Origin of the sequence: uncultured Brevundimonas sp. (assembly GCF_963974615.1) — a bacterium.
Lineage (GTDB): Bacteria > Pseudomonadota > Alphaproteobacteria > Caulobacterales > Caulobacteraceae > Brevundimonas.
Genome location: NZ_CAXBDH010000008.1, coordinates 97,025 through 118,759 on the forward strand (window position 1 = coordinate 97,025; position 21,735 = coordinate 118,759).

Annotated in this window: 20 protein-coding genes; 10 read left to right on the forward strand and 10 right to left on the reverse strand. The window is 67.1% G+C overall.

What is annotated here, in order from left to right; translation table 11 throughout:
- Positions 1 to 34: 34 nt before the first annotated feature.
- Genes AAC050_RS07075 through rplS form a run of 3 tightly spaced genes read left to right on the forward strand, consistent with a single transcriptional unit; the run spans position 35 to position 3,104 of the window.
- A complete protein-coding gene (locus AAC050_RS07075; RefSeq protein WP_339914369.1) occupies positions 35 to 1,879 on the forward strand; it encodes a DUF885 domain-containing protein in 1,845 nt (614 codons plus the stop codon).
- A 44-nt stretch (positions 1,880 to 1,923) separates the two neighbouring features.
- Positions 1,924 to 2,676 carry a tRNA (guanosine(37)-N1)-methyltransferase TrmD gene (gene trmD, locus AAC050_RS07080; RefSeq protein ID WP_339914370.1) on the forward strand — a complete coding sequence of 251 codons (753 nt, stop codon included), beginning with the start codon at positions 1,924 to 1,926 and terminating at the stop codon, positions 2,674 to 2,676.
- A gap of 2 nt (positions 2,677 to 2,678) precedes the next feature.
- Entirely contained in the window at positions 2,679 to 3,104 is a 426-nt protein-coding gene (gene rplS / locus AAC050_RS07085; RefSeq protein ID WP_339914371.1) for a 50S ribosomal protein L19, read from the forward strand.
- A gap of 89 nt (positions 3,105 to 3,193) precedes the next feature.
- Here rplS and AAC050_RS07090 read toward each other — a convergent pair whose 3' ends face one another.
- The 4 genes from AAC050_RS07090 to AAC050_RS07105 all read right to left on the reverse strand — a co-directional run bounded on the left by AAC050_RS07090 (position 3,194) and on the right by AAC050_RS07105 (position 6,328).
- Entirely contained in the window at positions 3,194 to 3,679 is a 486-nt protein-coding gene (locus AAC050_RS07090) for a PA2169 family four-helix-bundle protein (RefSeq protein ID WP_339914372.1), read from the reverse strand.
- A 72-nt stretch (positions 3,680 to 3,751) separates the two neighbouring features.
- Positions 3,752 to 4,564, reverse strand: coding sequence for a tryptophan 2,3-dioxygenase (locus AAC050_RS07095; protein ID WP_339914373.1), 813 nt, complete (start codon positions 4,562 to 4,564; stop codon positions 3,752 to 3,754).
- 51 nt (positions 4,565 to 4,615) lie between these two features.
- Positions 4,616 to 5,149, reverse strand: a complete 534-nt coding sequence (locus AAC050_RS07100; RefSeq protein ID WP_339914374.1) for a CHAP domain-containing protein — start codon at positions 5,147 to 5,149, stop codon at positions 4,616 to 4,618.
- A gap of 36 nt (positions 5,150 to 5,185) precedes the next feature.
- Positions 5,186 to 6,328 carry an acyltransferase gene (locus AAC050_RS07105; RefSeq protein WP_339914375.1) on the reverse strand — a complete coding sequence of 381 codons (1,143 nt, stop codon included), beginning with the start codon at positions 6,326 to 6,328 and terminating at the stop codon, positions 5,186 to 5,188.
- Between the two features lie 196 nt (positions 6,329 to 6,524).
- On the opposite strand from AAC050_RS07105, the gene mddA reads away from it, so the two are divergent.
- Positions 6,525 to 7,292 carry a methanethiol S-methyltransferase gene (gene mddA / locus AAC050_RS07110; RefSeq protein ID WP_339914376.1) on the forward strand — a complete coding sequence of 256 codons (768 nt, stop codon included), beginning with the start codon at positions 6,525 to 6,527 and terminating at the stop codon, positions 7,290 to 7,292.
- Here the strand turns inward: mddA and AAC050_RS07115 are convergent.
- Positions 7,249 to 7,710, reverse strand: coding sequence for a hypothetical protein (locus tag AAC050_RS07115; protein WP_339914377.1), 462 nt, complete (start codon positions 7,708 to 7,710; stop codon positions 7,249 to 7,251). The two genes, mddA and AAC050_RS07115, sit on opposite strands and share 44 nt — an antisense overlap.
- Positions 7,711 to 7,807: 97 nt before the next feature.
- Between AAC050_RS07115 and AAC050_RS07120 the strand changes: the two genes are divergently transcribed.
- A complete protein-coding gene (locus AAC050_RS07120; RefSeq protein WP_339914378.1) occupies positions 7,808 to 8,974 on the forward strand; it encodes a DNA cytosine methyltransferase in 1,167 nt (388 codons plus the stop codon).
- A 29-nt stretch (positions 8,975 to 9,003) separates the two neighbouring features.
- On the opposite strand, the gene AAC050_RS07125 is transcribed toward AAC050_RS07120, so the two are convergent.
- The 4 genes from AAC050_RS07125 to AAC050_RS07140 form a co-directional block, all read right to left on the reverse strand.
- On the reverse strand, positions 9,004 to 9,264 hold the full coding sequence (locus tag AAC050_RS07125) for a hypothetical protein (protein ID WP_339914379.1): 261 nt from the start codon (positions 9,262 to 9,264) through the stop codon (positions 9,004 to 9,006).
- A 1-nt stretch (position 9,265) separates the two neighbouring features.
- Entirely contained in the window at positions 9,266 to 9,628 is a 363-nt protein-coding gene (locus tag AAC050_RS07130) for a DUF1318 domain-containing protein (protein WP_339914380.1), read from the reverse strand.
- A gap of 16 nt (positions 9,629 to 9,644) precedes the next feature.
- On the reverse strand, positions 9,645 to 9,836 hold the full coding sequence (locus tag AAC050_RS07135) for a YnbE family lipoprotein (protein WP_339914381.1): 192 nt from the start codon (positions 9,834 to 9,836) through the stop codon (positions 9,645 to 9,647).
- A gap of 76 nt (positions 9,837 to 9,912) precedes the next feature.
- Positions 9,913 to 13,092 (reverse strand): YdbH domain-containing protein, encoded by a 3,180-nt coding sequence (locus AAC050_RS07140; protein WP_339914382.1) that lies wholly within the window; start codon positions 13,090 to 13,092, stop codon positions 9,913 to 9,915.
- Positions 13,093 to 13,487: 395 nt separating this feature from the next.
- On the opposite strand from AAC050_RS07140, the gene AAC050_RS07145 reads away from it, so the two are divergent.
- Positions 13,488 to 14,843 (forward strand): peptidoglycan DD-metalloendopeptidase family protein, encoded by a 1,356-nt coding sequence (locus AAC050_RS07145; protein WP_339914383.1) that lies wholly within the window; start codon positions 13,488 to 13,490, stop codon positions 14,841 to 14,843.
- 21 nt (positions 14,844 to 14,864) lie between these two features.
- On the opposite strand, the gene AAC050_RS07150 is transcribed toward AAC050_RS07145, so the two are convergent.
- Entirely contained in the window at positions 14,865 to 15,617 is a 753-nt protein-coding gene (locus AAC050_RS07150) for an alpha/beta hydrolase (RefSeq protein WP_339914384.1), read from the reverse strand.
- A 71-nt stretch (positions 15,618 to 15,688) separates the two neighbouring features.
- Here AAC050_RS07150 and AAC050_RS07155 point away from each other — a divergent pair, with 71 nt between their 5' ends.
- The 4 genes from AAC050_RS07155 (at position 15,689) to AAC050_RS07170 (ending at position 21,598) form a co-directional block, all read left to right on the forward strand.
- Entirely contained in the window at positions 15,689 to 16,666 is a 978-nt protein-coding gene (locus tag AAC050_RS07155) for a glycosyltransferase family 9 protein (RefSeq protein WP_339914385.1), read from the forward strand.
- A gap of 122 nt (positions 16,667 to 16,788) precedes the next feature.
- Complete coding sequence (gene infC, locus AAC050_RS07160) at positions 16,789 to 17,310, forward strand: translation initiation factor IF-3 (protein WP_339914386.1); 522 nt, start codon at positions 16,789 to 16,791, stop codon at positions 17,308 to 17,310.
- Positions 17,311 to 17,469: 159 nt separating this feature from the next.
- Positions 17,470 to 19,473, forward strand: coding sequence for a S9 family peptidase (locus AAC050_RS07165; protein WP_339914387.1), 2,004 nt, complete (start codon positions 17,470 to 17,472; stop codon positions 19,471 to 19,473).
- A 163-nt stretch (positions 19,474 to 19,636) separates the two neighbouring features.
- Complete coding sequence (locus AAC050_RS07170; RefSeq protein WP_339914388.1) at positions 19,637 to 21,598, forward strand: S9 family peptidase; 1,962 nt, start codon at positions 19,637 to 19,639, stop codon at positions 21,596 to 21,598.
- The last annotated feature ends 137 nt before the right edge of the window (positions 21,599 to 21,735 follow it).

Sequence of the window (21,735 nt, forward strand, 5' to 3'; positions counted from 1 at the left end):
GCTGAAGGTCGCCGTCTGTTTTTCCGGGGGTCCCATGCGCCGCATCCTGATTTCATCCGCCTCTGTCCTGCTGTTGACGGCCTGTGCCGGCATCCCCGCTCCTGTGGCCCCGACCGGCACCCCGGTCGCCGTCATCCCGGCGCAGAGTGAGGACGCCCGGCTGGACGCCTTCTTCGACCAGGCCTTCCGCGAACAGATCGCGCTCAGCCCGCAGTCGATGACGGCCCTCGGCATCAAGACCGACTACGACCGGCTGAACGACTACACGCCCGCCGCCGACGCCCGGTCGCTGGCCCTGGCCGAGGCCCAGCTGGCGCGGATGAAGGCCGATTTCCGCTTCGACGCCCTGAGTCCCCAGAGTCAGCTGTCCTGGAAGCTGTTCGAGGAAAGCGTCGAGCGTCAGATGTCCAGCGCGCGCTGGCGCGACCACGACTATATCTTCGCCGCCAACGGTAACCCCGCGACCAGCCTGCCGGTCTTCCTGATCAACAGCCATCGGATCGACAGTCCTGACGATGCGCGGGCCTATATTGCCCGTCTGGTCGAGGTCGAACGGGTGCTGGGCGAGATTTCGGCCGATGTGGAGCGTCGCGCTGCCGAGGGCTTCGTGTCTCCAGCCTTCGTCTTTCCGATCACCCTGACCGACACCCGCAATGTCATCTCCGGGGCCCCGTTCGACGGCGGCCCCGACAATCCGGTCTGGGCCGATTTCCAGAAGAAGGTCGCGGCCCTCGACATTACGGATGCTGAAAAAACCGCGCTTTTGTCTGCCGCCCGCACCGCCCTGACCGGCCCCTTCAAACGCGGCTATGACACCGTCCTGGCCACGATCGAACGCATCCAGCCGCTGGCTACCTCCAACGACGGAGTGTGGCGGCTCCCGGACGGCGACGCCTACTATGCCGAGCGGGTACGGCAATCCACGACCACCGACCTGACCCCCGACCAGATCCACGAGATCGGCCTGTCCGAGGTGGCGCGCATCCAGGCCGAGATGGAGACCATCAAGACCCGCGTCGGCTTCACCGGCTCGCTCCAGGACTTCTTCGCCTACATCAAGAGCGACCCGCGCTTTCAGTATCCGAACACGACCGAAGGGCGGGAAGCCTATCTGGTCGACGCCCGCGCCGCGGTCGCCGACGCCATGCGGGTCGCGCCGCAGTGGTTCCACACCCTGCCGCGCGCGGCGCTGGAAGTCCGCGCCGTCGAGGCCTGGCGTCAGGAGACGGCCTCGGTCGCCTTCTACAACCGGCCCGCCCCCGACGGCTCGCGACCGGGCATCTATTACGTCAATCTGGCGGACATGACCCAGGTGCTGAAGCCCCAGGTCGAGGCCATCAGCTATCACGAGGGCGCGCCCGGCCACCATTTCCAGATCGCCTACGCCCAGGAGATCGAGGGCCTGCCGCGCTTCCGTCGCTTCGGCGGCTACGGGGCCTTTTCCGAGGGCTGGGGCCTGTATTCGGAGCGGCTGGGCAAGGAGATGGGCTTCTATCAGGATCCCTATGCCGACTTCGGCCGCCTTTCGCTGGAGATCTGGCGGGCGGCGCGTCTGGTCACCGATACCGGCCTGCATGCCAAACACTGGAGCCGCGAACAGGCGATCGCCTATTTCCAGCAGAACACGCTCGTGTCCGAACGCGATATCGTCAAGGAAGTCGAGCGCTACATCACCAACCCCGGTCAGGCGACCAGCTACAAGATCGGCCAGCTGAAGATTCTCGAACTGCGCGCCCGCGCCCGTCAGGCGTTGGGCGATCGCTTCGACATCCGTGACTTCCACACCGTGGTGCTGGGCGGCGGCAGCGTGCCGCTCGACGTGCTGGAAGGCCAGATCGACGCCTGGATCGCGGCGGGTGGCGGCCGCCCCACAGGCTGAACCCTCTCGCCTCGACGGCCCATCGGCGGTAAAGGGCGCGCGCCATGCCCTTTACCGCCACTGTCCTGACCATGTTCCCCGAGGCCTTTCCCGGCCCGCTCGGGGTGTCGCTGATCGGCACCGCCTGGCGTGAGCGGAACCTGTGGGCGCTCGAGACAGTGGACATTCGCGCCTTTTCCGAAGATAAGCGCGGCTTCCTGGACGACACCCCTGCGGGTGGCGGCCCCGGAGCTGTACTCAAGGCGGACGTGGTGGCCCGGGCACTCGACAGTGTTTCCGGTCCGGGGCGGCCGCTTTTGTACATGAGTGCCCGGGGTCGGCCCCTGACCCAGGCGCGCGTCAAGGACTGGGCACAGGCGGACGGCATCACCGTCCTCTGCGGCCGGTTCGAGGGGGTGGACCAGCGCGTGCTCGACGCGCGCGGGTTCGAGGAGGTCTCCGTCGGGGACGCGGTGCTCGCCGGTGGCGAGGCGGCGGCCATGGTGGTGATCGAGGCGTGCGTGAGACTGCTGCCCGGCGTCCTCGGCCAGGCGGAGAGTCTGAGTAGCGAAAGTTTCGAGGACGGTCTTCTGGAACACCCGCAGTACACGCGACCGCGGACGTTCGAGGGGCTGGAGATTCCCGAGGTGCTGCTGTCGGGTGACCATAAAAAGGTCGCGCAATGGCGTCAGATGCAGCGGGAAGAGACCACGCGGACGCGACGGCCGGACCTCTGGGCGGCGCATTCTGCACAGACGACCGCGGGCCATGAGCCCGCCAAATCACAGGTAAAGAGCGCAAAGCTCGAGGAGAAATAGCTATGAATATCGTCCAGCAGATCGCGGCTGAAGAAAAAGCCCGCCTGACCGACATCCGCCCCATCCCCGAATTCCAGCCGGGCGACACCCTGCGCGTCAACGTCAAGATCAAGGAAGGCGAGCGCGAGCGCGTCCAAGCCTTCGAAGGCGTCTGCATCGCCCGCGCCGGCGGCGGCATCAATGAGAATTTCACCGTCCGCAAGATCAGCTTCGGTGAAGGCGTCGAGCGCGTCTTCCCGCTGGTCTCGCCGATGATCGAGTCCATTGAGGTCAAGCGTCGCGGCGTCGTGCGGCGTGCCAAGCTCTATTACCTGCGTGACCGTCGCGGCAAGTCGGCCCGGATCGCCGAGAAGCAGACCGTGCGCCCGGACAAGAAGGCCATCGTGCCGGAAACCGGCAAGGTTGAAAAAGCCGCCGAAGAGAGCTGATCTCCTCGGATCACCCGAATTGATCAAGGCCCCGGCGGGATCCGCCGGGGCCTTTTTCATGTCGTGTCCGGACCGGTACCGACCAGGACCTAGTGGGACGTCACCGACCTGGCGGTGTCCTTCTGTCTTTCCAGACTGTGCTTCAGGTCGCGCATCTGGTCGTGACCGTCCTTCACCGTCGTATAGGCGCGGCGGATGGTCTCGCGGGTCGAGGCCGAGACGTCGGAGTCCTCAAGGGCCTTCTCGAACTTGGTCTTGATGAAGTCCTCACCGTTCTCGACCGAATTGACCACAGCCTGTTCGTCGCGGAGCAGGGCGTGTTTGACGTCGAGAAAGGCGCGGTGGGCCTTGGCCAGCACCGAGCCGTCGTCCTCGGGCTCGCCGCCCAGGGTCAGGACTGCGCCCTTCAGGTCACCGGCCAGGCCCTGGCGCTCCAGGCTGCGCTGCTCGAACAGGGTCTTGAAGCGCCGGTCCTCGGTCTCGCTGGCGGCTTCGCGATAGCCGTCGGCGCTGTCGAGGGTGGTCTCGATCAGGCTGTTGAGGACGTGGATGTCGTGGGATTGTGGCGTACTCATAATCGTGCCTTTCACTGTGGGAGGAACAGCAGGAAAAGCGCGGAGACCCCGGTTTGGTTTCAGCTTGGCCGTTCAGAGTTTGGTGCGCAGCGACCACAATTCCGGAAAGCAGCGTCGTTCCAGGGTCGAGGCCAGATAGGCCACACCCTCGGTGCCGCCGGTACCGCGGCGGCGGCCGATGATGCGTTCGACCGTCACCACATGTTTGTGCCGCCAGGTCAGCAGGGCGTCGTCCAGATCGACCAGTTTTTCTGCCAGCTGGTACAGGGGCCACCAGCGGGCGGTGTCGCGATAGACCTCCAGCCACGCCGCCTCGACGCCTTCCGAGGCCACATAGGGCTGGCGCACGTCGCGGTTCAGCACCTCGGCCGGCACCGGCAGACCCGCCGCCGCCAGCTGCGACAACGCGTCGTCGTACAGGCTGGGCGCGTTCAGCGCCGCGGTCAGGGCCGCATGGGCTGCGGGCCGGTCGACGTGGAATTTCAGGAAGCTGTCGTCCTTCAGCCCCAGCATCGTCTCGAAGCGGCGGAACTGGTCACTCTGGAAGCCGGACGAGGTCCCCAGCGCTCCGCGGAAACGCAGATAGTCGGCCGGGGTCATGGTGGCCAGGATGTCCCAGCTCTGGGTCATCACCGCCTGGATACGGCTGACCCGGGCCAGAATCTTGTAGGCGGGGACCAGATCGCCGGCCCGCACCAGTCGCTGGGCCAGGGCGACCTCGTGCAGGATCTGCTTCAGCCACAGTTCCTTGGTCTGGTGGATGACGACGAACAGCATCTCGTCATGTTCGTCCGAGCGCGGGTTCTGGGCGCTCAGCAGGACGTCGAGGTCCAGATAGCTGGCATAGGTGATGTCGGGGGTTGGGTCGGGGGCGCTGTCGGTCATGGCTCCGTCCTATCGCGCCCGCCCCCCCGAGGGCCAGCGCTTAAGCCGGGATCAGCGGCGGCGGGTTCCGGTCGTGCCGTTCGCCGCCGCGCCGACCTCGGCCCCGGCGTCGAAGGCGTCGCGCGCATTCTTGTAGATAAATCCATAGGTCGGATAGACGGTCGACCCCAGGTCATGGATCGGATTGTACCAGACCTTGACCTGGCTCCAGTCGCCGCCGCGCGAGACGTCGACGACGGTAACGTTCTCCTCGACCTTGCCGCGGCTGCCACCCCAGTTGGCGTGGGTCACCCGAATCACCCGGTCGGTCAGGATGTCGGAGACCACGGCGACGTGGCCGCGGCTCATCCGGCCCTCGGGACGGAACACCAGCACCGAGCCGGTCTCGGGCGCATGGCCGGTTCTCAGACGATCGACGGCCTGGTTCCACCAGGTCCAGGCGTCACCGAAGATATTGATGCCCGAGAACATCCGGGCAAAGGTCACGCACTGCCAGTAGGGATCATCGGCCTTTGCCGGCGCGGCACCCAGGGCAAAAAACCCGAGGGAGGCTGCAACCACTGCGGCGGTGATCCGTTTTGTCATACTGGCCTGTTTCCAATTGTTTCCGGGAAAGAAGCCTTAGACGATAGTTTCCGAAGGTTGAAGAACCCTTTCCGGGGAATTTACCCTATCGGCGATATCCGTATGCGCGGCGCGTCGCCGTTCGGCCATACGTCGCAAGGCCGTCCGGGCCGGGCGTTCCACCAGATGGTAGGACACCGCCGCCACCACTGGCAGCAGGGCCACCACCACCAGCCACACGCCCAGCGTCAGCCGCTTGTCTTCGGCCCCGGTCAGCCGCGCCGCGACATTCACGGCCACGATCTGCCACGGCACGCAGACCATATAGATCGAATAGCTGATCTCCCCGAGATAGACGGCGGGCTTCGAGGCCAGCCAGCCGGCCCCGGCATTGGTCATCGAGGCGAGACCCAGGATCAGGGCACCGGCTGACAATACCGTGAACCCGTCCCATGCGCCCAGCGATGCGCTGATCGCCATCCCCGTCGCACCCGCGGCCGCCCACAGTCCGCCCCGCTTCAGCGGCGTGCGGCGATAGACCAAATACAGGGCGCAGCCCAAAGCGAAACACGGTACGATCCGCAGTGCGCCCCAGGCGAAGGTGGCCTCGGTCAGGGAAAATCCGGCCATCGCCTCGAAGGCCAGATACAGGCCGGTCAGGAACAGGGCCGCGCCCGCCACCGCTGCTCGCGGTCGTTCGCGCAACCGCCAGGCCACGACGGCGAAGGCCGGAAAGGCCAGATAGGCGAACCATTCGGCCGAGATCGACCACGACGGATGGTTGAAGCCGGCCGCCGGTGCCAGGCCCCAGGCATGGGTCATCGTCAACTGGGCGGGCAGGGAGGCCCAGCTCAGCACATTGCCGTCAATGGTCAGGCCGGCAGCGACCGCCGCCAGCCCCAGGGCCATCACCCCGGCCAGGGTCGCCAGATGCAGGGGATAGACCCGCGCGATCCGCGCCCACAGGAAACCGCCGTAGCGGAACCGCTTCTCGCCCGCCGCCTGCAGATAGACGTGGCTCAGGATAAAGCCCGACAGGACGAAGAAGGTCTCGACCCCCAGATAGCCCCTGGTTACGGCCACCGGCACGAAGCCCGCATCCAGATCCGGCCAGAAGGTGAACAGCACCACCCAGGCGGCCGCGAAAAACCTCAACGAGGTCAGGGCGCGCAGATCAGCGGGGGGCGCAATCGGGGTCATGCCGCGAGCTTACGCGCCTGTGGCTTTGGGAACCGTAAACGGGCGGCACCGATCCGGAAGGTTCGCACGACCGGGTGACTGTTCGAACCGCCCCTTTTCATATAACAATGGTCTGCGGAGTGGCGGTTTCTGGTGGAGGATGAGCGGCGAATTCCGCGCAACCGAACAAGGAAAATCCCGGGGGAGGGACGCAGTCATGAAGACGCTCGCAGTTCTGTACGGTATCGTCGCCTACATCATATTTTTTCTTACATTCCTGTATTCCATAGGGTTTGTCGGCGGATTCATGGTGCCAAAAACCATCGACAGCGGGATCGCCGTTTCCCTGACCGAGGCCCTCGTCGTCAATACCCTGTTGCTGGGTCTGTTCGCGGTTCAGCACAGCGCCATGGCCCGCCCGGCCTTCAAGACATGGTGGGCGCGGTTCGTGCCCCCGGTGATCGAACGCTCGACCTATGTCCTGTTCTCCAGCCTGGCCCTGATTGTGCTGTTCTGGCAGTGGCGGCCGCTGCCGCAGACGATCTGGGCCGTCCAGTCGCCGACTCTGGAGACAGCCGTCTGGGCCCTGTTCGGGATCGGCTGGCTGGTCGTGCTGCTGTCGACCTTCCTGATCAGTCATTTCGACCTGTTCGGCCTGCGTCAGGTCTGGGCCTACCGGCGGGGCCGGGAGGTGCCGCCGAGCGATTTCCGCACGCCGCTGTTCTACAAGGTGGTGCGGCATCCGATCTATCTCGGCTTCATCATCGCCTTCTGGGCGACCCCGGTCATGAGCCTCGGTCATCTGGTCTTCGCTGTCGCGACCACGGCCTACATCCTGATCGGGATCCAGCTGGAGGAACGCGACCTGATCGCCTGTTTCGGTGACCGCTATCGCGACTACAGCGCGCGCGTATCCATGATCCTGCCGATACCCCGCCGCGTCAGTTCGCCTCGACCACCTGTCCCGACTCCCCCGCGCCCATGATCGCCGCCATCGAGGCGGCACAGCCCATCAGGGTCTCGCCGTCGATCTCGACCCGGGCGGTCAGCGGATAGGTGCGGTCGCTCATGCCGTCGGAACAGGTGGTGGCGATCAGGGTCACCTTCAGCGCCTTGCCGGTCCCGTTGGTGGCGGCATAGACGGCGGTGGTCCCCTGCAGCACCGGTCCGGGGTTGTCGGCCCGCTGTTCGGGGCGGTCGACCCCGGCATAGATCAGGCCCTGCGGCGTGATCTCTACGGCCCAGAACGGCTCATTGCCCAGGGCCCGGATCGGCCGGCTCAGATCGACCCCGCCCAGCAGGGCCGGCGAGACGTCGATCGCCGGGGCCTCCGGGGTCTGTGGCGACGGCGAACAGGCGGCCAACACCAGCACCGGCGCGGTGATCAGGGCAATGAGACGCATGGCAGACTCCCGGAAACGGTGACCGGCATGGAGCGCCGCCGCCCGGCAGGGGTCAAGAGGGGGCGCCAGACGTATCCGGCTGGACTATGCTCGCCCAATGACGATTCGCGTCGATGGTCCGCTCGTATCCCCGCCCGCCCCCGACTCCGGTCCGGTGGCGTGGGAATTCTTCGCCGGGGGCGGGCTGGCGGGCATGGGTCTGGACGGGTTCCGGATCGGTCTGGCCAATGACATCGACCCGCTCAAGGCCCGCGCCTTCCGCGCCAACCATCCCGACATCCCGCTGTATGAATTCGACGTCTGGTCGCTGTCGGCGTCCGACCTGACCGGAACGCCCGACCTGTGCTGGGCCTCGTCGCCCTGTCAGGACGTCAGTCTGGCCGGGGCGCGCGGCGGACTTCAGGCGGTTCGCTCCGGGGCCTTCTGGGGTTTCTGGCGGCTGATCCAGGGTCTGGACGCCGAAGGGCGGGCCCCGTCGCTGATCGTGCTCGAGAACGTCACCGGTCTGTTGAGTTCGGGCGACGGGGCCGATTTCGCTGCCGTCTGCCAGGCCATGACCGACGCCGGCTATGTCGTCGGTGCGCTCGAGATGGACGCCGCCCTGTGGCTGCCCCAGTCGCGGCCGCGCCTGTTCATCGTCGCCATGCGCGGAGTCGCTGGACCCACGGTGCCCGTCCCCGTCGCGCCCTTCCATTCGGCCCGGCTGGTCGCTGCCGTCGCCCGCCTGCCCGCCGCGGTGCGTCGCGTCTGGCGCTGGTGGTCGCTCGCCGTCCCGGCCCGGCGCAATCTCGATCTGGCGGCCCTGCTGCTGCCGGACGATGCGGTGCGCTGGTTCGATCCGGATCAGACCGCGGCCCTGCTGGCCCTGTGTGCGCCGCTGCACCGGGCGCGTCTGGACCGGGCCGCCGCTTCGGGGGGACGTCACGTCGGGGCCGGCTATCGTCGGGTCCGGGTCGAGGACGGGCGCAAGGTCCAGCGGCTGGAGTTGCGTTTCGACGGTCTGGCCGGCTGTCTGCGCACTCCGGCCGGGGGGTCGTCGCGGCAATATCTGGTGGTCTGTGACGACGGCCGGATCCGGGCCCGCCGTCTGGCCGCGCGCGAGGCCGCCCGGCTGATGGGAGTCGATGACAGCTGGTGTCTGCCGCCCAGCGACAGCGCGGCGCTGAAAGTGATGGGTGACGCCGTGGCTGTGCCCGTGGTCGGGGCCCTGTCCGCCGGCCTGTTGTTGCCGGCCCTGACCCGGCCCGTGCGGCAGGTCGCCTGAAGCGACGATCCGGCATGCGCCGGGGACGCCTATCTCTTGGCGTCATCCCCGGGCAGCCGATCGGCCCGGGCGTCCCAGCCGTCGCGGTCCGAGCGGAAGGCCAGGGCCATCAGCACCCCGGCCAGGGCCGCAGTACCGCCGATACCGAGCGTCATGGCGATCCAGCCGTGAAGCGACAGCGGTCCGCCGCCGATAGCACTCCAGAACCGGCCCAGCCCCGCCGTGGTCACGGCCGTAAGGGCGACCGTGACCAGCACCGCGACCAGACGCGACCGGATCGGCGATGCCACCCTAGCGCTGCATCCACTGGCCGTCAGCGGTGCGGTACCACTGGCCTGTGGTCATGCGCGGCAGCAGCTGGGCCTCGAACATGCGGGCTCCGGCCACCTCGGCCGTGGTACCGGCGGCGGCGGCGCTTTCGGCATAAAGTCGGCCGCGGGCGCTGTTGATGGTCTGGACCGCGACGTTCAGGTCAGGGTCCTGGGTGGAGAGGCGAAAGCCGATGAAGCCGTCGGCCTGTTCACCGACCACGCCCCGGACCTTGGCCGCGTCGACCATGGCCTTCTGGGCCGGGGTCTGGGCCAGGGCGGCACCGGCGGCGACGCCAAGGGCGGCGATCGCGGCCCCGACGACGAAGAGTTTGCGCAGGTTCATTTGAGCCATCTCCCGATCAGAACAGGTTGGGGTTTGCGATAAGGAGGTCCTGGAGCTCCTTGTCGAGGCGCACGCGAACATCGGCGTCCAGCTTGGCATAGATCTGGATCGGCGCGATCTCCAGCCGCACGGTCGGAGTGCAGGCACCCAGACTGGTGGCGGCGAGACCGCCGGCGAGCAGGATGCCGATATGGCGCTTGGTGATCATCTCATGACGCTCCGGAAGGCGAATGGGGCTCGGACTGATTTAACGCGAAACGGGGTGAATGGGTGCTGAACGATGATCATCGCGGTGTCGAGACCGGCGTGCCGCCTCTGCGGGCGATGTTCATATCCATCAGGTCCCGGACCAGCTGGTTGATGTTCAGGGTAGTGTCCAGCGTCAGGTCGATACCGGTGTCCGACGGCAGGGTCAGGTCTCCGTTCAGGAATTCACGCCGGATCAGTTCGGCCACGCTCAGCCGGATCTCCTGATGCTGCGGCGGATCGTGGCGACCGCGGATATGGAACAGCACCGCAAGTCGCCCCTCCTTGAGGGTGTTGACCTCGGCCGTCAGCACGTCGAACGCCAGGTTCTCCATGGCCTGATAGGCCAGGTCCTCGACCGTGCCCGTCGGCACCTCGCCGCCGCCGCCGGTCTTGAGGCCCGTAAGGGCCTGGCGCTGGATCGACAGGCGTCCGGGCTGCACCGCGAACAGGGACCCGCCGGTTATCCGCACGCCCCGGACCGGGTCGGAGATGAACGGCAGCCGGCCTGACACGACCGCATCCATCTGCACCGTGTCGCCGAACCCGGCCCCGGCGATGACGTCGCCCAGCTGGACGTTCTCCAGCACGATGATTCCCTCAAACGGCTGGGTCCGGTCCAGTGAGACCACGAAGGGTTCGACCCGGATAATCCCGCCGCCGACAGCCAGTTCGCCGCCCGAGACGGTGATCGCCGCCGCGTCGAGGCCGAAGGTCAGGTCGAGATTGGTCAGGGCCGAGACCGTGTCCAGCCGCTCTGCGGTCAGGACCTGTCCCGGGGCGGTCACCAGCGGGGTCAGGCTGATGAAGGCGACCTCGCCCTTCAGTCCCTTCACCGGTCCGGCCGGACTGTTGAAGTCGAGGTTGGGCACGGTCAGCAGGCCTGAGCTGGAACCCTCACGGTCCGCGGCCCAGTCGATGCGGCCGGTGAAACTGACCGATCCGGTCACCGGAGGTCCCAGCAGGCCAGTGACCATAGGGCTGAGGTCGTCGGGCTGCAGTCCGCCTTCGGCGAAGGTCAGATTCGGTGCGACGATGTCGATTCCCCCCGTTCCGGCGGACCCGTCATGGGCCAGGGTCAACCGCCCCAGAGCGTGCGGCCCCTGGCTCAGGTCGAAGACCCCGGTCCAGTCCTGACCGGTCAGTCGGGCCCGTCCGCTGGCGGCCACGGGGTTGAACCGGCGCGGCACGGTCGTGTCCCCGACCCGGCTCTGGTCGATGCGTGCCTCCAGACCCAGTCCCGCCGGTCCGCCCGTGGCCACGAGTCCGCCCTCGATCCCGGCGAAATCCATGGCCAGGAAGGGCGCGGCGGCGCTGAAACCGGTGATCGCCCCACCGGCCCGCCAGCGGCCGTCGGCGATGGTGACCATGGGGCCGGTGCCCGGGCAGACCGCGCCGGACAGGCCGGTGACGTCATTCTGGTCCAGCTCCAGCCGCTCGACGGTGGCGGTCACACAGTCGCTGGCTGTGTAGATCACCCGGCCGTGTCCGGACGCCAGCACGCCGCGGGTTTGCAGGGCCACGCCGCGGGCCAGGCCGAAATCGAGTGCGGCGCGACCGTCAAGGGTCGCGCTGAAGCCGCCGGGGGTCAGAGTCCAGGCCGGGACGACGAAATTGGCCTCGGGCAGGCCCTGCCCGCGCGTGGCGGTCAGGGTCAGGGCCCCGCCGCCGACCTGCCCCTGCGGCGCGGCATAGACCGGTCGTGCGACCGGCTCCAGCGTCAGGACGCCGCCGTTGGCCGGGGTGATCCGCACCGGCCGGTCCATCACCAGCCGCACGCCGCCGTCGCCGGCAGTCAGGCTCAGGCCCGGGGCGTCCAGGGCGAAGGCTGACAGGGCCCGTTTCATTTCGGCCAGTTCCGGAACGTCGTCCCGCGCCGGCGATCCGAACAGGGGCCAGGCTCCGCGAGCGGCCTGCATTGAACCCGTGGCCTCGAAACGAACGCCCGCATCCTGCACCAGGTCCAGATCGAGGGAGCCGCGCAGAGTGTTCAGGTCCAGGTCGGCCCAGGTCGCCCGGGCGGCGGTGACGGTCGCGGGGCCCCGGGCCTCGAAGGCCCGACCGCGGCCGCCGATCATCAGACGCGGTGCCCGGGCCGTGACGGCGGTGCCCGAGATGCCGACTCCCGCAGCCCGCCGGGCGGTCAGCCCCGCGGCACCGTCGAGCCGCCACGTCAGACCCTCGGGATCGCGGGTCAAGGTCGTTCGGGCCGCCTTCAGGGTCGCGGCGACGGTCCGGGCGTCCAGACTTCCACCGTCGATCCGTCCGGCGGCGAGTTCGACATCGCTGTGGCCCGTCAGTCGGAAGGCGTCGGTCCAGCCCGCACTTTGACCGGCGAACCGCATCGCGACGGCGGCGTCGGTAAATGTCGTCTGTCCGCTGCTGAGCCGGTCGCCGGTCAGGGTTCCGTCCAGCCGAACCGCCCCGTCTTCCCGCCGCGTCTTGATGTCGGGGTAGGGCAGGTCGCCGGTGGCCCTGAGCCGCAGGGCCTGACCCTGCCAGCCGGGGATGTTCGCGTGGTCAGCGGCAAGGTCCATGCGCAATGCCACCCGCTCGCCCGCAGTCGTCAGATTCAGCGTGCCGGACAGATTGCGCGCCGTGGTCCCGCCCTTGCCGAGAGAAACCTCCGGTATCCGTGCCGCCAGTCGCAGCAACCGGCCGTCGTCGACGGTGGCGTCGGCCAGTAGCTCCATCGGGCCGAAGTCGGTGGTCAGTCTGACGCGTCCGCTTTCGACCAGAATGCGCGGTCCGGGGATGTCGGTGCGCGACGGCCGGGCGGCGAATTTCTCGATCAGGGGGTCCAGCGACCCGAAGGACAGCCGGCCGTTCTGCCAGCGGGCCCGGGCCACCGGCCGCAACAGCCGCACCCGACTGGGCGTCAGGCCGGCTCCGCCGGCCTGCCATGGCAGGCCGATGACATAGTCGACCTCGACCCGTTCGATCTCCACCTCGGGCGCACGCGGATCGCCGATCCGGACCCGGGCGACAAAACCGTCGAGCTCGACCTTCTCGACCGCGATGTCCGCGTCGATGCCCTGACGCGCCAGCCAGCCGATCAGCACCTGCTGTGTCGCCGCCCTCCGGTTGAGATAAAGGGTCGCCACCAGCACCAGCGTCAGGCCGACGACGACCGCGCCGATCCGGCGTCCACGTCCGGAACCCCGCCGGGAGCGGGGTGCGCGAGTCTCGGGCACATCGGGTGGGGAAGAGTCAGTCAAGCGTGGGTCCGAAGCATTTCAGAAACGGGAGGAAGCAGGATTGAACAGTGCAGCACACATCAGCAATGGATTTTTCGTTGCAGATTGAACACCATGGAGTGGCGCTGGAGACACTTTCTCTGACGGTGAGGCGATACGAGGGCCGCGGGATTCTTTTTTCACGAGGATTTCACCCCGATACGGTGAATGAACTGTCTGTCTCGCCGCTTGAACTGCAGGGTGACTCATGTGACGCTGCCGATACAGTGTGCAGTTAATCATTTGTAACCCTGATGCTTCCCATACTGGGAGTGACGGGTTATACGGCTCGTCTCGCGACCCTCGGGGCACCTGGGCGCGATCCTTGCTTCTAGTGACTTCGGGCACCGTTTTGTGCCGTTGTATGTCGGGGACCGATGGCTCAGTTCGACCCACGCCGCCAGCCGATGCGCTTGGCACCGCACGCTTTTACGGCCGTGGCTGCGATATCGGTGGCTCTGCTCGCCGGGCGCGTCTACCAGCCTGCGATCGCGCTCGAAGCGCCGCCGCTGACACAACAACAGATTTCCGTGCTGGAGGCCCAGGCCTTCGCCACCGCCGGCATGCCCGCCGGATTGACCGCTCCCGAAGCCATCCCGGTTCAGATTCGCAAGGGCGAGACCTTCGAACAGGCCGTTCGCCGCACCGGAATCGGTGCTGAAGAGGCCAGCGCCGTCGCCGCCACCATCGCCAGCGCCTTTGACCTCAAGGACCTGCGCGCCGGTCTGCGCTTCGAGACCGCCATTTCCCAGCCCCGCGTCGGACGCGGCGACGCCCGTCTGATCGGCCTGACCATGCGCACGGGCCCGGCCAGCCAGCTCACCGTTTCGCGCAGTTTTGACGGGGCCCTGCGCCTGCGCGCCCTCGACGAAAAGGTCACTGACGAAACCGTGGTCCTGCACGGCGAGGTCAAGGGATCGCTCTCGTCCTCGGCCCAGCGCGCCGGTGCGCCGGCGGCGGTCCGTCGTCGCGCTATCCAGCTGTTCGCCCACAAATTCGATCTGGATCGCGATATCCGGGCCAGTGACGACTATACCTTCGTCTTCCCCCGCTCGATCACCGAAAGCGGTCGCACCGTGTCCTCGGGCGATCTGCTCTATGCGGAATTGAAGGGCGTGGTCTTCTACCGGTTCAAGCCGTCCGGGTCCCGTGAGGCCCAGTATTTCGACGCCACCGGCAAGAACATGCGTTCGACCATGATGCGCACGCCGCTGGATCGTGGCTTCCGCATTTCCTCGACCTTCGGCTTCCGCCGCCATCCGATCGCCGGTTATCGCAAGATGCACCAGGGTATGGATTTCGCCGCGGGCACCGGGACCCCGGTCATCGCCCCCGCCGACGGCGTGGTGGTCGAGGCGCGTCGCTGGGGCGGCTACGGCAACTGGCTGCGCATCCGCCACGCCAACGGCCTTGAGAGCGGCTACGGCCACCTGTCGCGCTATGGCTCGGGCATTCGGGCCGGACAGCGGGTTCGTCAGGGCCAGGTCGTCGCCTATGTCGGATCGACCGGTGCGTCGACCGGACCGCACCTGCATTACGAGATCTGGCGTAACGGCCAACGGATCAATCCGGCCGGCATCCGCACCTCCGAGGGTACGATTCTGACCGGGTCGGACCTGGCCGCCTTCCGGGCTGAAAAGGCCCGCATCGACCGGATCATCGCTGCCGGGGGCGACAGCCACCCGGCCGTGCTTGAGGCCACCGCCGAAGGCCTTCGGCCCGCCCAGGCCTGAAGCCCGGACTCAGGCTGACGCTTAGCGGCGCAGTCTCATATCATTCACCGCCGTAATCAGTCGCGCCAGGTCCGTCGGGCCCGACAGCCGGTGGTCGCCGTCCTCGATCAGATCCAGTCGCACATCGCCACCGCTCATCCGCTCGATCAGCGCCTGCGCATGCCGCCACGGCACAACCGCGTCGCCGCGCCCCTGCAGGATGTGGACGGGGGCGGCGATCCTGATCGGCCCGTCCAGCAACAGCCAGTCGCGCGCCTCCTCGAACATGGCCCGGGTCAGGACATAGTCGCCCAGCCCTTCCTCGGTCATCAGGGTTTCGCCGTCACGCAGAATGGCCTGCCGCTCATGATCGGCCAGTCCCGGCCACATCAGTCGTTCGGTAAAATCATGGGCCGGATTGACCAGAACCACTCCGGCCATACGGTCAGGGCGGGCCAGGGCCAGCAGCAGGGCCACCCAGCCTCCCATCGACGACCCGACCGGAATGACCGGCCCCTCGAGACTATCGATCAGGGCGATCGCATCCTCGCGCCAGCGACCGACCGAGGCCTGACGCCAGTCACCCGACGACTGGCCGTGGGCGAAATGGTCGTAGCGCACGAAGGTCCGGCCCTGCTCGAGCGCCGCGGCCTCCAGGGCCAGGGCCTTGGTGCCCTCCATGTCCGAGCGGAAGCCGCCGATCCACACGACGGTCGGCCCGTCGCCCGGCGTGGCGCGAAAGGCCAGCCGCTCGCCGTCGGGTCGCGTCAGATAGCGGATCGTTTCGTCGTTCATGACCGTTCCTCTCGCCCAATCCTTCCGGGCCTGATAGCGAACCCTGACCGATGAAGCGAAGGCGAATGCGCGTGCCCGACTCCAGGATCGTCCCGAAGGTGCTGTTCGTCACCTCCAACCGTATCGGCGACTGCGTCATTTCCTCGGGCATCATCCGGGAGATCGCCCGCCAGGTGCCGGGAGCCCGGATCACCGTCGCCTGCGGCCGCCCGCCGGCCCCCTTCTTCCGCGCCGCGCCGGACGTCGAGCGGGTCATCATTCTCGACAAGAAGAAGGCCGCGGGCCACTGGTTCGGACTGTGGAAACAGGTCGTCGGCACCCGCTGGGATTTGGTTATCGACCTTCGCGGTTCGGCGCTGGGCTATCTGATCCCGACACGGCGGCGGGTGATCTACAACCGCAGCTGGGAGACCGGAGTACGCAAGGTCGAGGTGGTGTCGCGCCTGATGGGAGCGTCCACGCCCCTGGAGCCCGAGATATTCCTCGACGAACAGTCCCGGGCCGATCGACAGGCCGTGCTCGCCCCGCAGCTCGCGGGCGGCAGTGGCCCCGGACCGATCCTCGCCCTCGCCCCCATCGCCCACCAGCCGGGCAAGAGCTGGCCGGCCGATCGCTGGGGCGAACTGGTCGAAAGGCTCAAGGCCGAACCCCGTTTCGACGGCTGGCGCTTCATGGCTGTCGGCGGCCCGGGGGATCGGGCCCCCGCGACCCCGGCGCTGGAGGCCGCCGGTCCCCGGGGCATCGACTTCGTCGGCAAGGGCGACATTCTGGCGTCCGCCGCCGCGATCGACGTCGCCGACCTGTTCGTCGGCAATGATTCCGGCCTGATGCACGTCGCCGCCGCGCTCGGCCGGCCGACGCTGGGCCTGTTCGGACCGACGGAATGGTGGCTGTACGGGCCATGGGGGGCGACGACCCGCACCGTCGCCTCCAATGAGACGCGCGGAGCCTTCGCGCCGATCGAGGCCCTGTCCGTCGATCAGGTGTTTGCGGCGGTTCTGGCCCTGCATGCGGACTTCATCGCATCGCCCGGCCCCGGCGCGCCTTGAAGTCAGGGCCTTTCGCGGGCATATAACCAACCTTGGAGAACGCGACCGATGATCGCGCGTGCCCTCCTGCAAGACATCTGCCCTTCTGCTCACACAAGGAAACGACGCCCATTCGCCGTCCGATGAACCAGCCGCCCGTCAAGGACGGGCCGCCCATGAACCAGGAAATCCGCGCCCCGCGCGTTCTGTTGATCGATCAGAACGGTGAGAAACAAGGCGTCATGCCGACGTCTTCAGCGCTGGAAGCCGCCGAAGAGGCCGGCATGGACCTGGTCCAGATCGTTTCCACGTCCGAGCCGCCGGTCTGCAAGATTCTCGACTACGGCAAATTCCGTTTCCAGGAACAGAAGAAGAAGGCCGAGGCGCGCAAGCGCCAGAAGGTCGTCGAGCTGAAAGAGATCAAGCTCCGTCCCAACATTGACGTCCACGACTATGAGGTGAAGGCCAAGGCCATGGCCCGCTTCTTCGACGAGGGTGACAAGGTCAAGGTGACGCTGCGTTTCCGCGGCCGTGAAATGGCCCACCCCGAACTCGGCATGAAGCTGCTCAACAAGGTTCAGGCCGATTTCGACGAGATCGCCAAGGTCGAATACGCCCCGCGTATGGAAGGCCGCCAGATGATCATGATCCTCGCCCCGCGCTGACGGCTCCGGATTTTGGACAGACACAGACGCCCCGGCCCCCACGGCCGGGGCGTTTTTCGTTTCCGGGGAATGATTTGACGGGAGCTTTTGTGAGGAACCACTTGAGATTGCGGCCGGTCGCGGGAATGATGGCCACCGTCTAATCTGGGTGGGGACCTCATGTTTCGTCGCAATATTCTCTTCGGCCTTGCGGCCGGCCTGCTGGCAACCGGTCTTGCGGGGGGGCTGACCCCGACGCCGGCCAGGGCTGAATCAGGCGCGGCCGCCGCTCTGGCCGATCCCGCGCCGCTGGCGGCCTACGGAGCCCTGCCTTCGCTCGAACTGCTCCAGGTGTCGCCGTCCGGCCAACGTCTGGCCTTCGTCACCGTCTCGGGCGAACAGAGGGTGCTGGTCATGCTGGACCTGGCGACCAAGGCCCAGGTGGGGGGCGTCGACGTCGGTCGGGCCAAGGTTCGCGATCTCGAGTGGATCGGTGAGGACCGGGTCCTGATCACCACCTCATCGACGGAGACCGTGCCACGGCTGGGCCTGTTCCAGCAGGAGCTATGGAGCGGTCAGATCTACGACCCGGCCCGGAACAGGCTTGTGACCATGCTGGTGGGTACGCGCGGCCTGTTTCCAGCCATGTTCAGCGCCTCGCACGTCATCCAGGGGGACGACGGGCCCCGGATTCTCACCCGGGCCTTTACGTTCGGGAATCCGGATCGTCTCGATCTCTTCCGCATCAATCTCGAGACCGGTCGTGCTGCCCTTGCCGAAGTCATGGGCCGCCAGGTGAGAGGCTTTGTTCTGGACCCTTCCGGCCAGTCCGTGGCGCGCAGCGAATATGATGCCGATTCACGGACCTGGAGTCTGTACCTGAGGCAGGGTGGCGGCTTTCGCTCGACCTGGCGAACCGAGGCCCCGATCGACACACCCGATCTGATTGGCCTCGGGCTGAATGGCGACAGTGTCATCATCGCCGCCCTCCGTCCGGATCTGGGCCAGGAGGGTCCCGAAACCACCGAATTTTTCGACGTCAATCTGGCCAACGGCGACTGGCGGCCGGTGCGGTTCGACTTCAATCCGCAAGCTCTTGAGTTCCACCCGACCACCCATCGGTTGATGGGGGCATCACGGATGACGGACGAGGGCCGTATCTACAGTTTTGCGGATCCGCAAGCCGCGAACCTGTGGACGCAGGTCTCGCAGACCTTCGCCGGCCGATTGCCGGAACTGGTCAGCTGGAGCAACGATCTTCACAAGGCGGTGGTGCTCACCAGCGGGGCCCGGGATTCCGGCACCTACTATATGGTCGATCTGGACGCAGGCGCGATCATGCGGGTCGGCGGCTCATATGAAGAGATCAAGCCGGATCAGGTCGCTCCGGTGCGCGCGGTCACCTATGCCGCCGCCGACGGTCTGGAAATCCACGGCTACCTGACCACGCCGCCCGGCATTCAGGACCCGCATGGGCTGCCGCTGGTCGTTCTGGCTCACGGCGGGCCGGCGTATCATGATGTCATGGGGTTCGACTGGTGGGCCCAGGCCCTGGCGTCGCGCGGCTATGCGGTGCTGCAGTCTAATTTCCGCGGATCGACCGGCCGTGGCAGGGCCTTCATGGAGGCGGGCTACGGTGAGTGGGGTCGCAAGATGCAGACCGACCTGTCCGACGGCGTGCGCTATCTGACCGAGCAGGGCGTGATCGACCCGGCGCGGGTCTGCATCGTTGGGGCCAGCTACGGCGGCTATGCTGCCCTGGCCGGCCCGACGCTCGACCGGGGTGTCTACCGGTGCGCCGTGTCGGTTGCGGGCCTGTCGGACCTGAGGGTCTTCGTCGACAATGAGGCCTCGGACGGGACGCGGCGTGACAACACGACGACGCGCTACTGGAACCGGTTCATGGGGGGCGAGCGTCTGGGCGACCGGTCCCTTGATGAGTTGTCGCCGGCCCGGCTGGCCGACCAGGCCGACGCGCCGATCCTGCTGATCCATGGCCGTGATGACTCCGTCGTGCCGATCGAGCAGAGTCGGCTGATGGAGCGCGCCCTGCGCCGTGCCGGCAAGCCGGTCGAATTTATCGAACTGAGCGGCGAGGATCACTGGCTGTCGCGCGGGGAAACGCGGCAGAGGATGCTGGCCGAGACTGTGCGGTTCCTTCAAGCCAATAATCCGCCCGACTAGACTCATCAGGCCCCGCGCCGGCGAGGAGCGGGGCCTCCGGTCTGCCGTGGCCAGTCGCTGTCAGGTAGCGCTTTTCAAATCAGACACGCCGGGCGATAAACTTTCATCACGTAGAGGACCGGGGGTGGGGGTCACGGCCCGGTCCTGATCAGGGGGAGTATTCATGATCCGATCGATTCTTGCCGCCGGGGCTCTTGCCCTGGCAAATGTGGCGGCCATGCCGGCGGTCGCTCAGCCGGCCCCGCCGCCGATCGAGGCCTATGCCTCGTTGCCGGCACTGTCCAACCTGGCCCTGTCACCCAACGGCGAACGCATCGCCTTCGTCGGGCAGGTCGGCGAAAGTCGTCGGCTCGGGATCCGGTCCGTCGCGGGCGAGGCGCTCGGCGTCGTCGATATCGGCACCCAGAAGATCCGCAGCGTCCGCTGGGCCGATGACGATCATGTGCTGATCTTCACCTCACGGTATGCCGATCTCGGTAACATCGCCGACGAGAGCGAATTCTATAACGCCCAGTCCTACAATGTGCGTACGCGCCGCTTTGTCACCCTGCTCAACCGGACGGTCGGTGGCGCGGCCAATATGGCCAGTACGCGCATCTCCGGCGGGTCCGGCGTGGTCAATGTTCTGGCCGGCCCGCCGTTCGTCCATATCGTCAACGGCGTCCCGCGCACCTTCGTGCGCAGCTTCGATCGCGATTTCCAGATCCAGACCTTCGAGGTGGACCTCGACACGGGCGTCGGCACGCTGCGCGATGATTTCAATGGCGTGATGGGGGCGGACGGACGCGCGGTGGCGCGCTCGGGCTGGGATTCCGAACGGGGACGCTGGTGGATTTCGGCGCGCCGCAACGTCGGTCTGGCGCAGATCTGGATCAGCGAGGACCATATGATCGACACGCCCGACCTGCTCGGCTTCGGCCGGACCAGCGAGTCGGTGATCGTTCGGGTCCCTGAAGACAGCGGCGACCAGCTCTACGAAATCCCGCTCGACGGGTCCGAGCCACGGGCACTGTCATTCGGCGATTCCGGCGAGGCCTCGCCCCTCTACCATCCCCGTACCGGCCGGCTGCTGGGCTTCAGCTTCCTCGGCGACAACGACCAGACCTATCTCTTTACCGATGAACAGGCCGGTCGGGCCTGGGCCTCGGTGACGGCGGCCTATCCGGACCGTCATGTTGAACTGGTCTCGGCCACGCCGGACTATTCCACGCTGATCGTCTCGACCGAGGGCGGGACCGATATCGGCACCTATCATCTGGTGGATCTGGCCGCCGGCCGCGCCGTACGCATCGGTTCGGCCTATCCTGCCATTCCCGTTGAGGCGATCGGTGAGGTGCGCTTCATCAACTACGCTGCCGCCGACGGGACGAATATTCCGGCCTATCTGACCCTGCCGCCGGGCCGCGAAGTGGCCGACCTGCCGCTGATCGTCATGCCGCACGGGGGACCCCAGGCTCGCGACGAGCCGGGCTTCGACTACTGGGCCCAGTTGCTGGCGTCGCGCGGCTATGCGGTGCTGCAACCCCAGTTCCGCGGCTCCGTCGGCTTCGGCAAGGCCCACTATGAGGCCGGGTTCGGCGAATGGGGTCGCAAGATGCAGACCGACCTGTCCGACGGGGTCCGCTATCTGGCTGCCGAAGGCATCGCCGATCCGGCACGGGTCTGTATCTGGGGCTGGAGCTACGGTGGTTATGCCGCCATGGCCGGACCGACCATCGACCCGGGCGTCTATCGCTGCGCCGCCGCCGGGGCCGGGGTTTCGGACCTGCCGCGCATGCTCGACTGGGAGCGGGACCAGTCCGGCGGTCGCGACACGCCGGTGATGCGTTACTGGAAGCGTTTCATGGGGGCCACGCGCATCAATGACGGCAGCCTGGTCGAGGTCTCGCCGGCCCGTATGGTGCAGAACGCCAATGTGCCGATCCTGCTGATCCACGGCCGCGACGACAGTGTCGTGCCCTATGCCCAGTCCGAGATCTTCGCCACCGCCCTGCGGCGCGCCGGCAAGGATGTCGAACTGGTGGATCTGCAGGGTGAGGACCACTGGCTGTCCAGCGCCGCGGGACGTCTGGCGGTGTTCAACGCCCTCATCCCGTTCCTCGAGCGCAACAACCCGCCCGACTGACCGGACCGTCGCCGCCTCACACCCCGTGGTCGTGAGGCGGCCTCCGGCTCCGGAGGCGAGACTCATCTTGCCATCCGTTCAGGCCTGGCCTACAAGCCGCGCCTTCGCGTACCGAACCGCCGGGCGAACAGGCATGC

Coding starts and splice junctions, on each gene's coding strand:
- AAC050_RS07075 (WP_339914369.1), top strand. CDS start 35: ATGCGCCGCATCCTGATTTCATCCGCCTCTGTCCTGCTGTTGACGGCC.
- trmD (WP_339914370.1), top strand. CDS start 1,924: ATGCCCTTTACCGCCACTGTCCTGACCATGTTCCCCGAGGCCTTTCCC.
- rplS (WP_339914371.1), top strand. CDS start 2,679: ATGAATATCGTCCAGCAGATCGCGGCTGAAGAAAAAGCCCGCCTGACC.
- AAC050_RS07090 (WP_339914372.1), bottom strand. CDS start 3,679: ATGAGTACGCCACAATCCCACGACATCCACGTCCTCAACAGCCTGATC.
- AAC050_RS07095 (WP_339914373.1), bottom strand. CDS start 4,564: ATGACCGACAGCGCCCCCGACCCAACCCCCGACATCACCTATGCCAGC.
- AAC050_RS07100 (WP_339914374.1), bottom strand. CDS start 5,149: ATGACAAAACGGATCACCGCCGCAGTGGTTGCAGCCTCCCTCGGGTTT.
- AAC050_RS07105 (WP_339914375.1), bottom strand. CDS start 6,328: ATGACCCCGATTGCGCCCCCCGCTGATCTGCGCGCCCTGACCTCGTTG.
- mddA (WP_339914376.1), top strand. CDS start 6,525: ATGAAGACGCTCGCAGTTCTGTACGGTATCGTCGCCTACATCATATTT.
- AAC050_RS07115 (WP_339914377.1), bottom strand. CDS start 7,710: ATGCGTCTCATTGCCCTGATCACCGCGCCGGTGCTGGTGTTGGCCGCC.
- AAC050_RS07120 (WP_339914378.1), top strand. CDS start 7,808: ATGACGATTCGCGTCGATGGTCCGCTCGTATCCCCGCCCGCCCCCGAC.
- AAC050_RS07130 (WP_339914380.1), bottom strand. CDS start 9,628: ATGAACCTGCGCAAACTCTTCGTCGTCGGGGCCGCGATCGCCGCCCTT.
- AAC050_RS07135 (WP_339914381.1), bottom strand. CDS start 9,836: ATGATCACCAAGCGCCATATCGGCATCCTGCTCGCCGGCGGTCTCGCC.
- AAC050_RS07145 (WP_339914383.1), top strand. CDS start 13,488: ATGGCTCAGTTCGACCCACGCCGCCAGCCGATGCGCTTGGCACCGCAC.
- AAC050_RS07150 (WP_339914384.1), bottom strand. CDS start 15,617: ATGAACGACGAAACGATCCGCTATCTGACGCGACCCGACGGCGAGCGG.
- infC (WP_339914386.1), top strand. CDS start 16,789: ATGAACCAGCCGCCCGTCAAGGACGGGCCGCCCATGAACCAGGAAATC.
- AAC050_RS07165 (WP_339914387.1), top strand. CDS start 17,470: ATGTTTCGTCGCAATATTCTCTTCGGCCTTGCGGCCGGCCTGCTGGCA.
- AAC050_RS07170 (WP_339914388.1), top strand. CDS start 19,637: ATGATCCGATCGATTCTTGCCGCCGGGGCTCTTGCCCTGGCAAATGTG.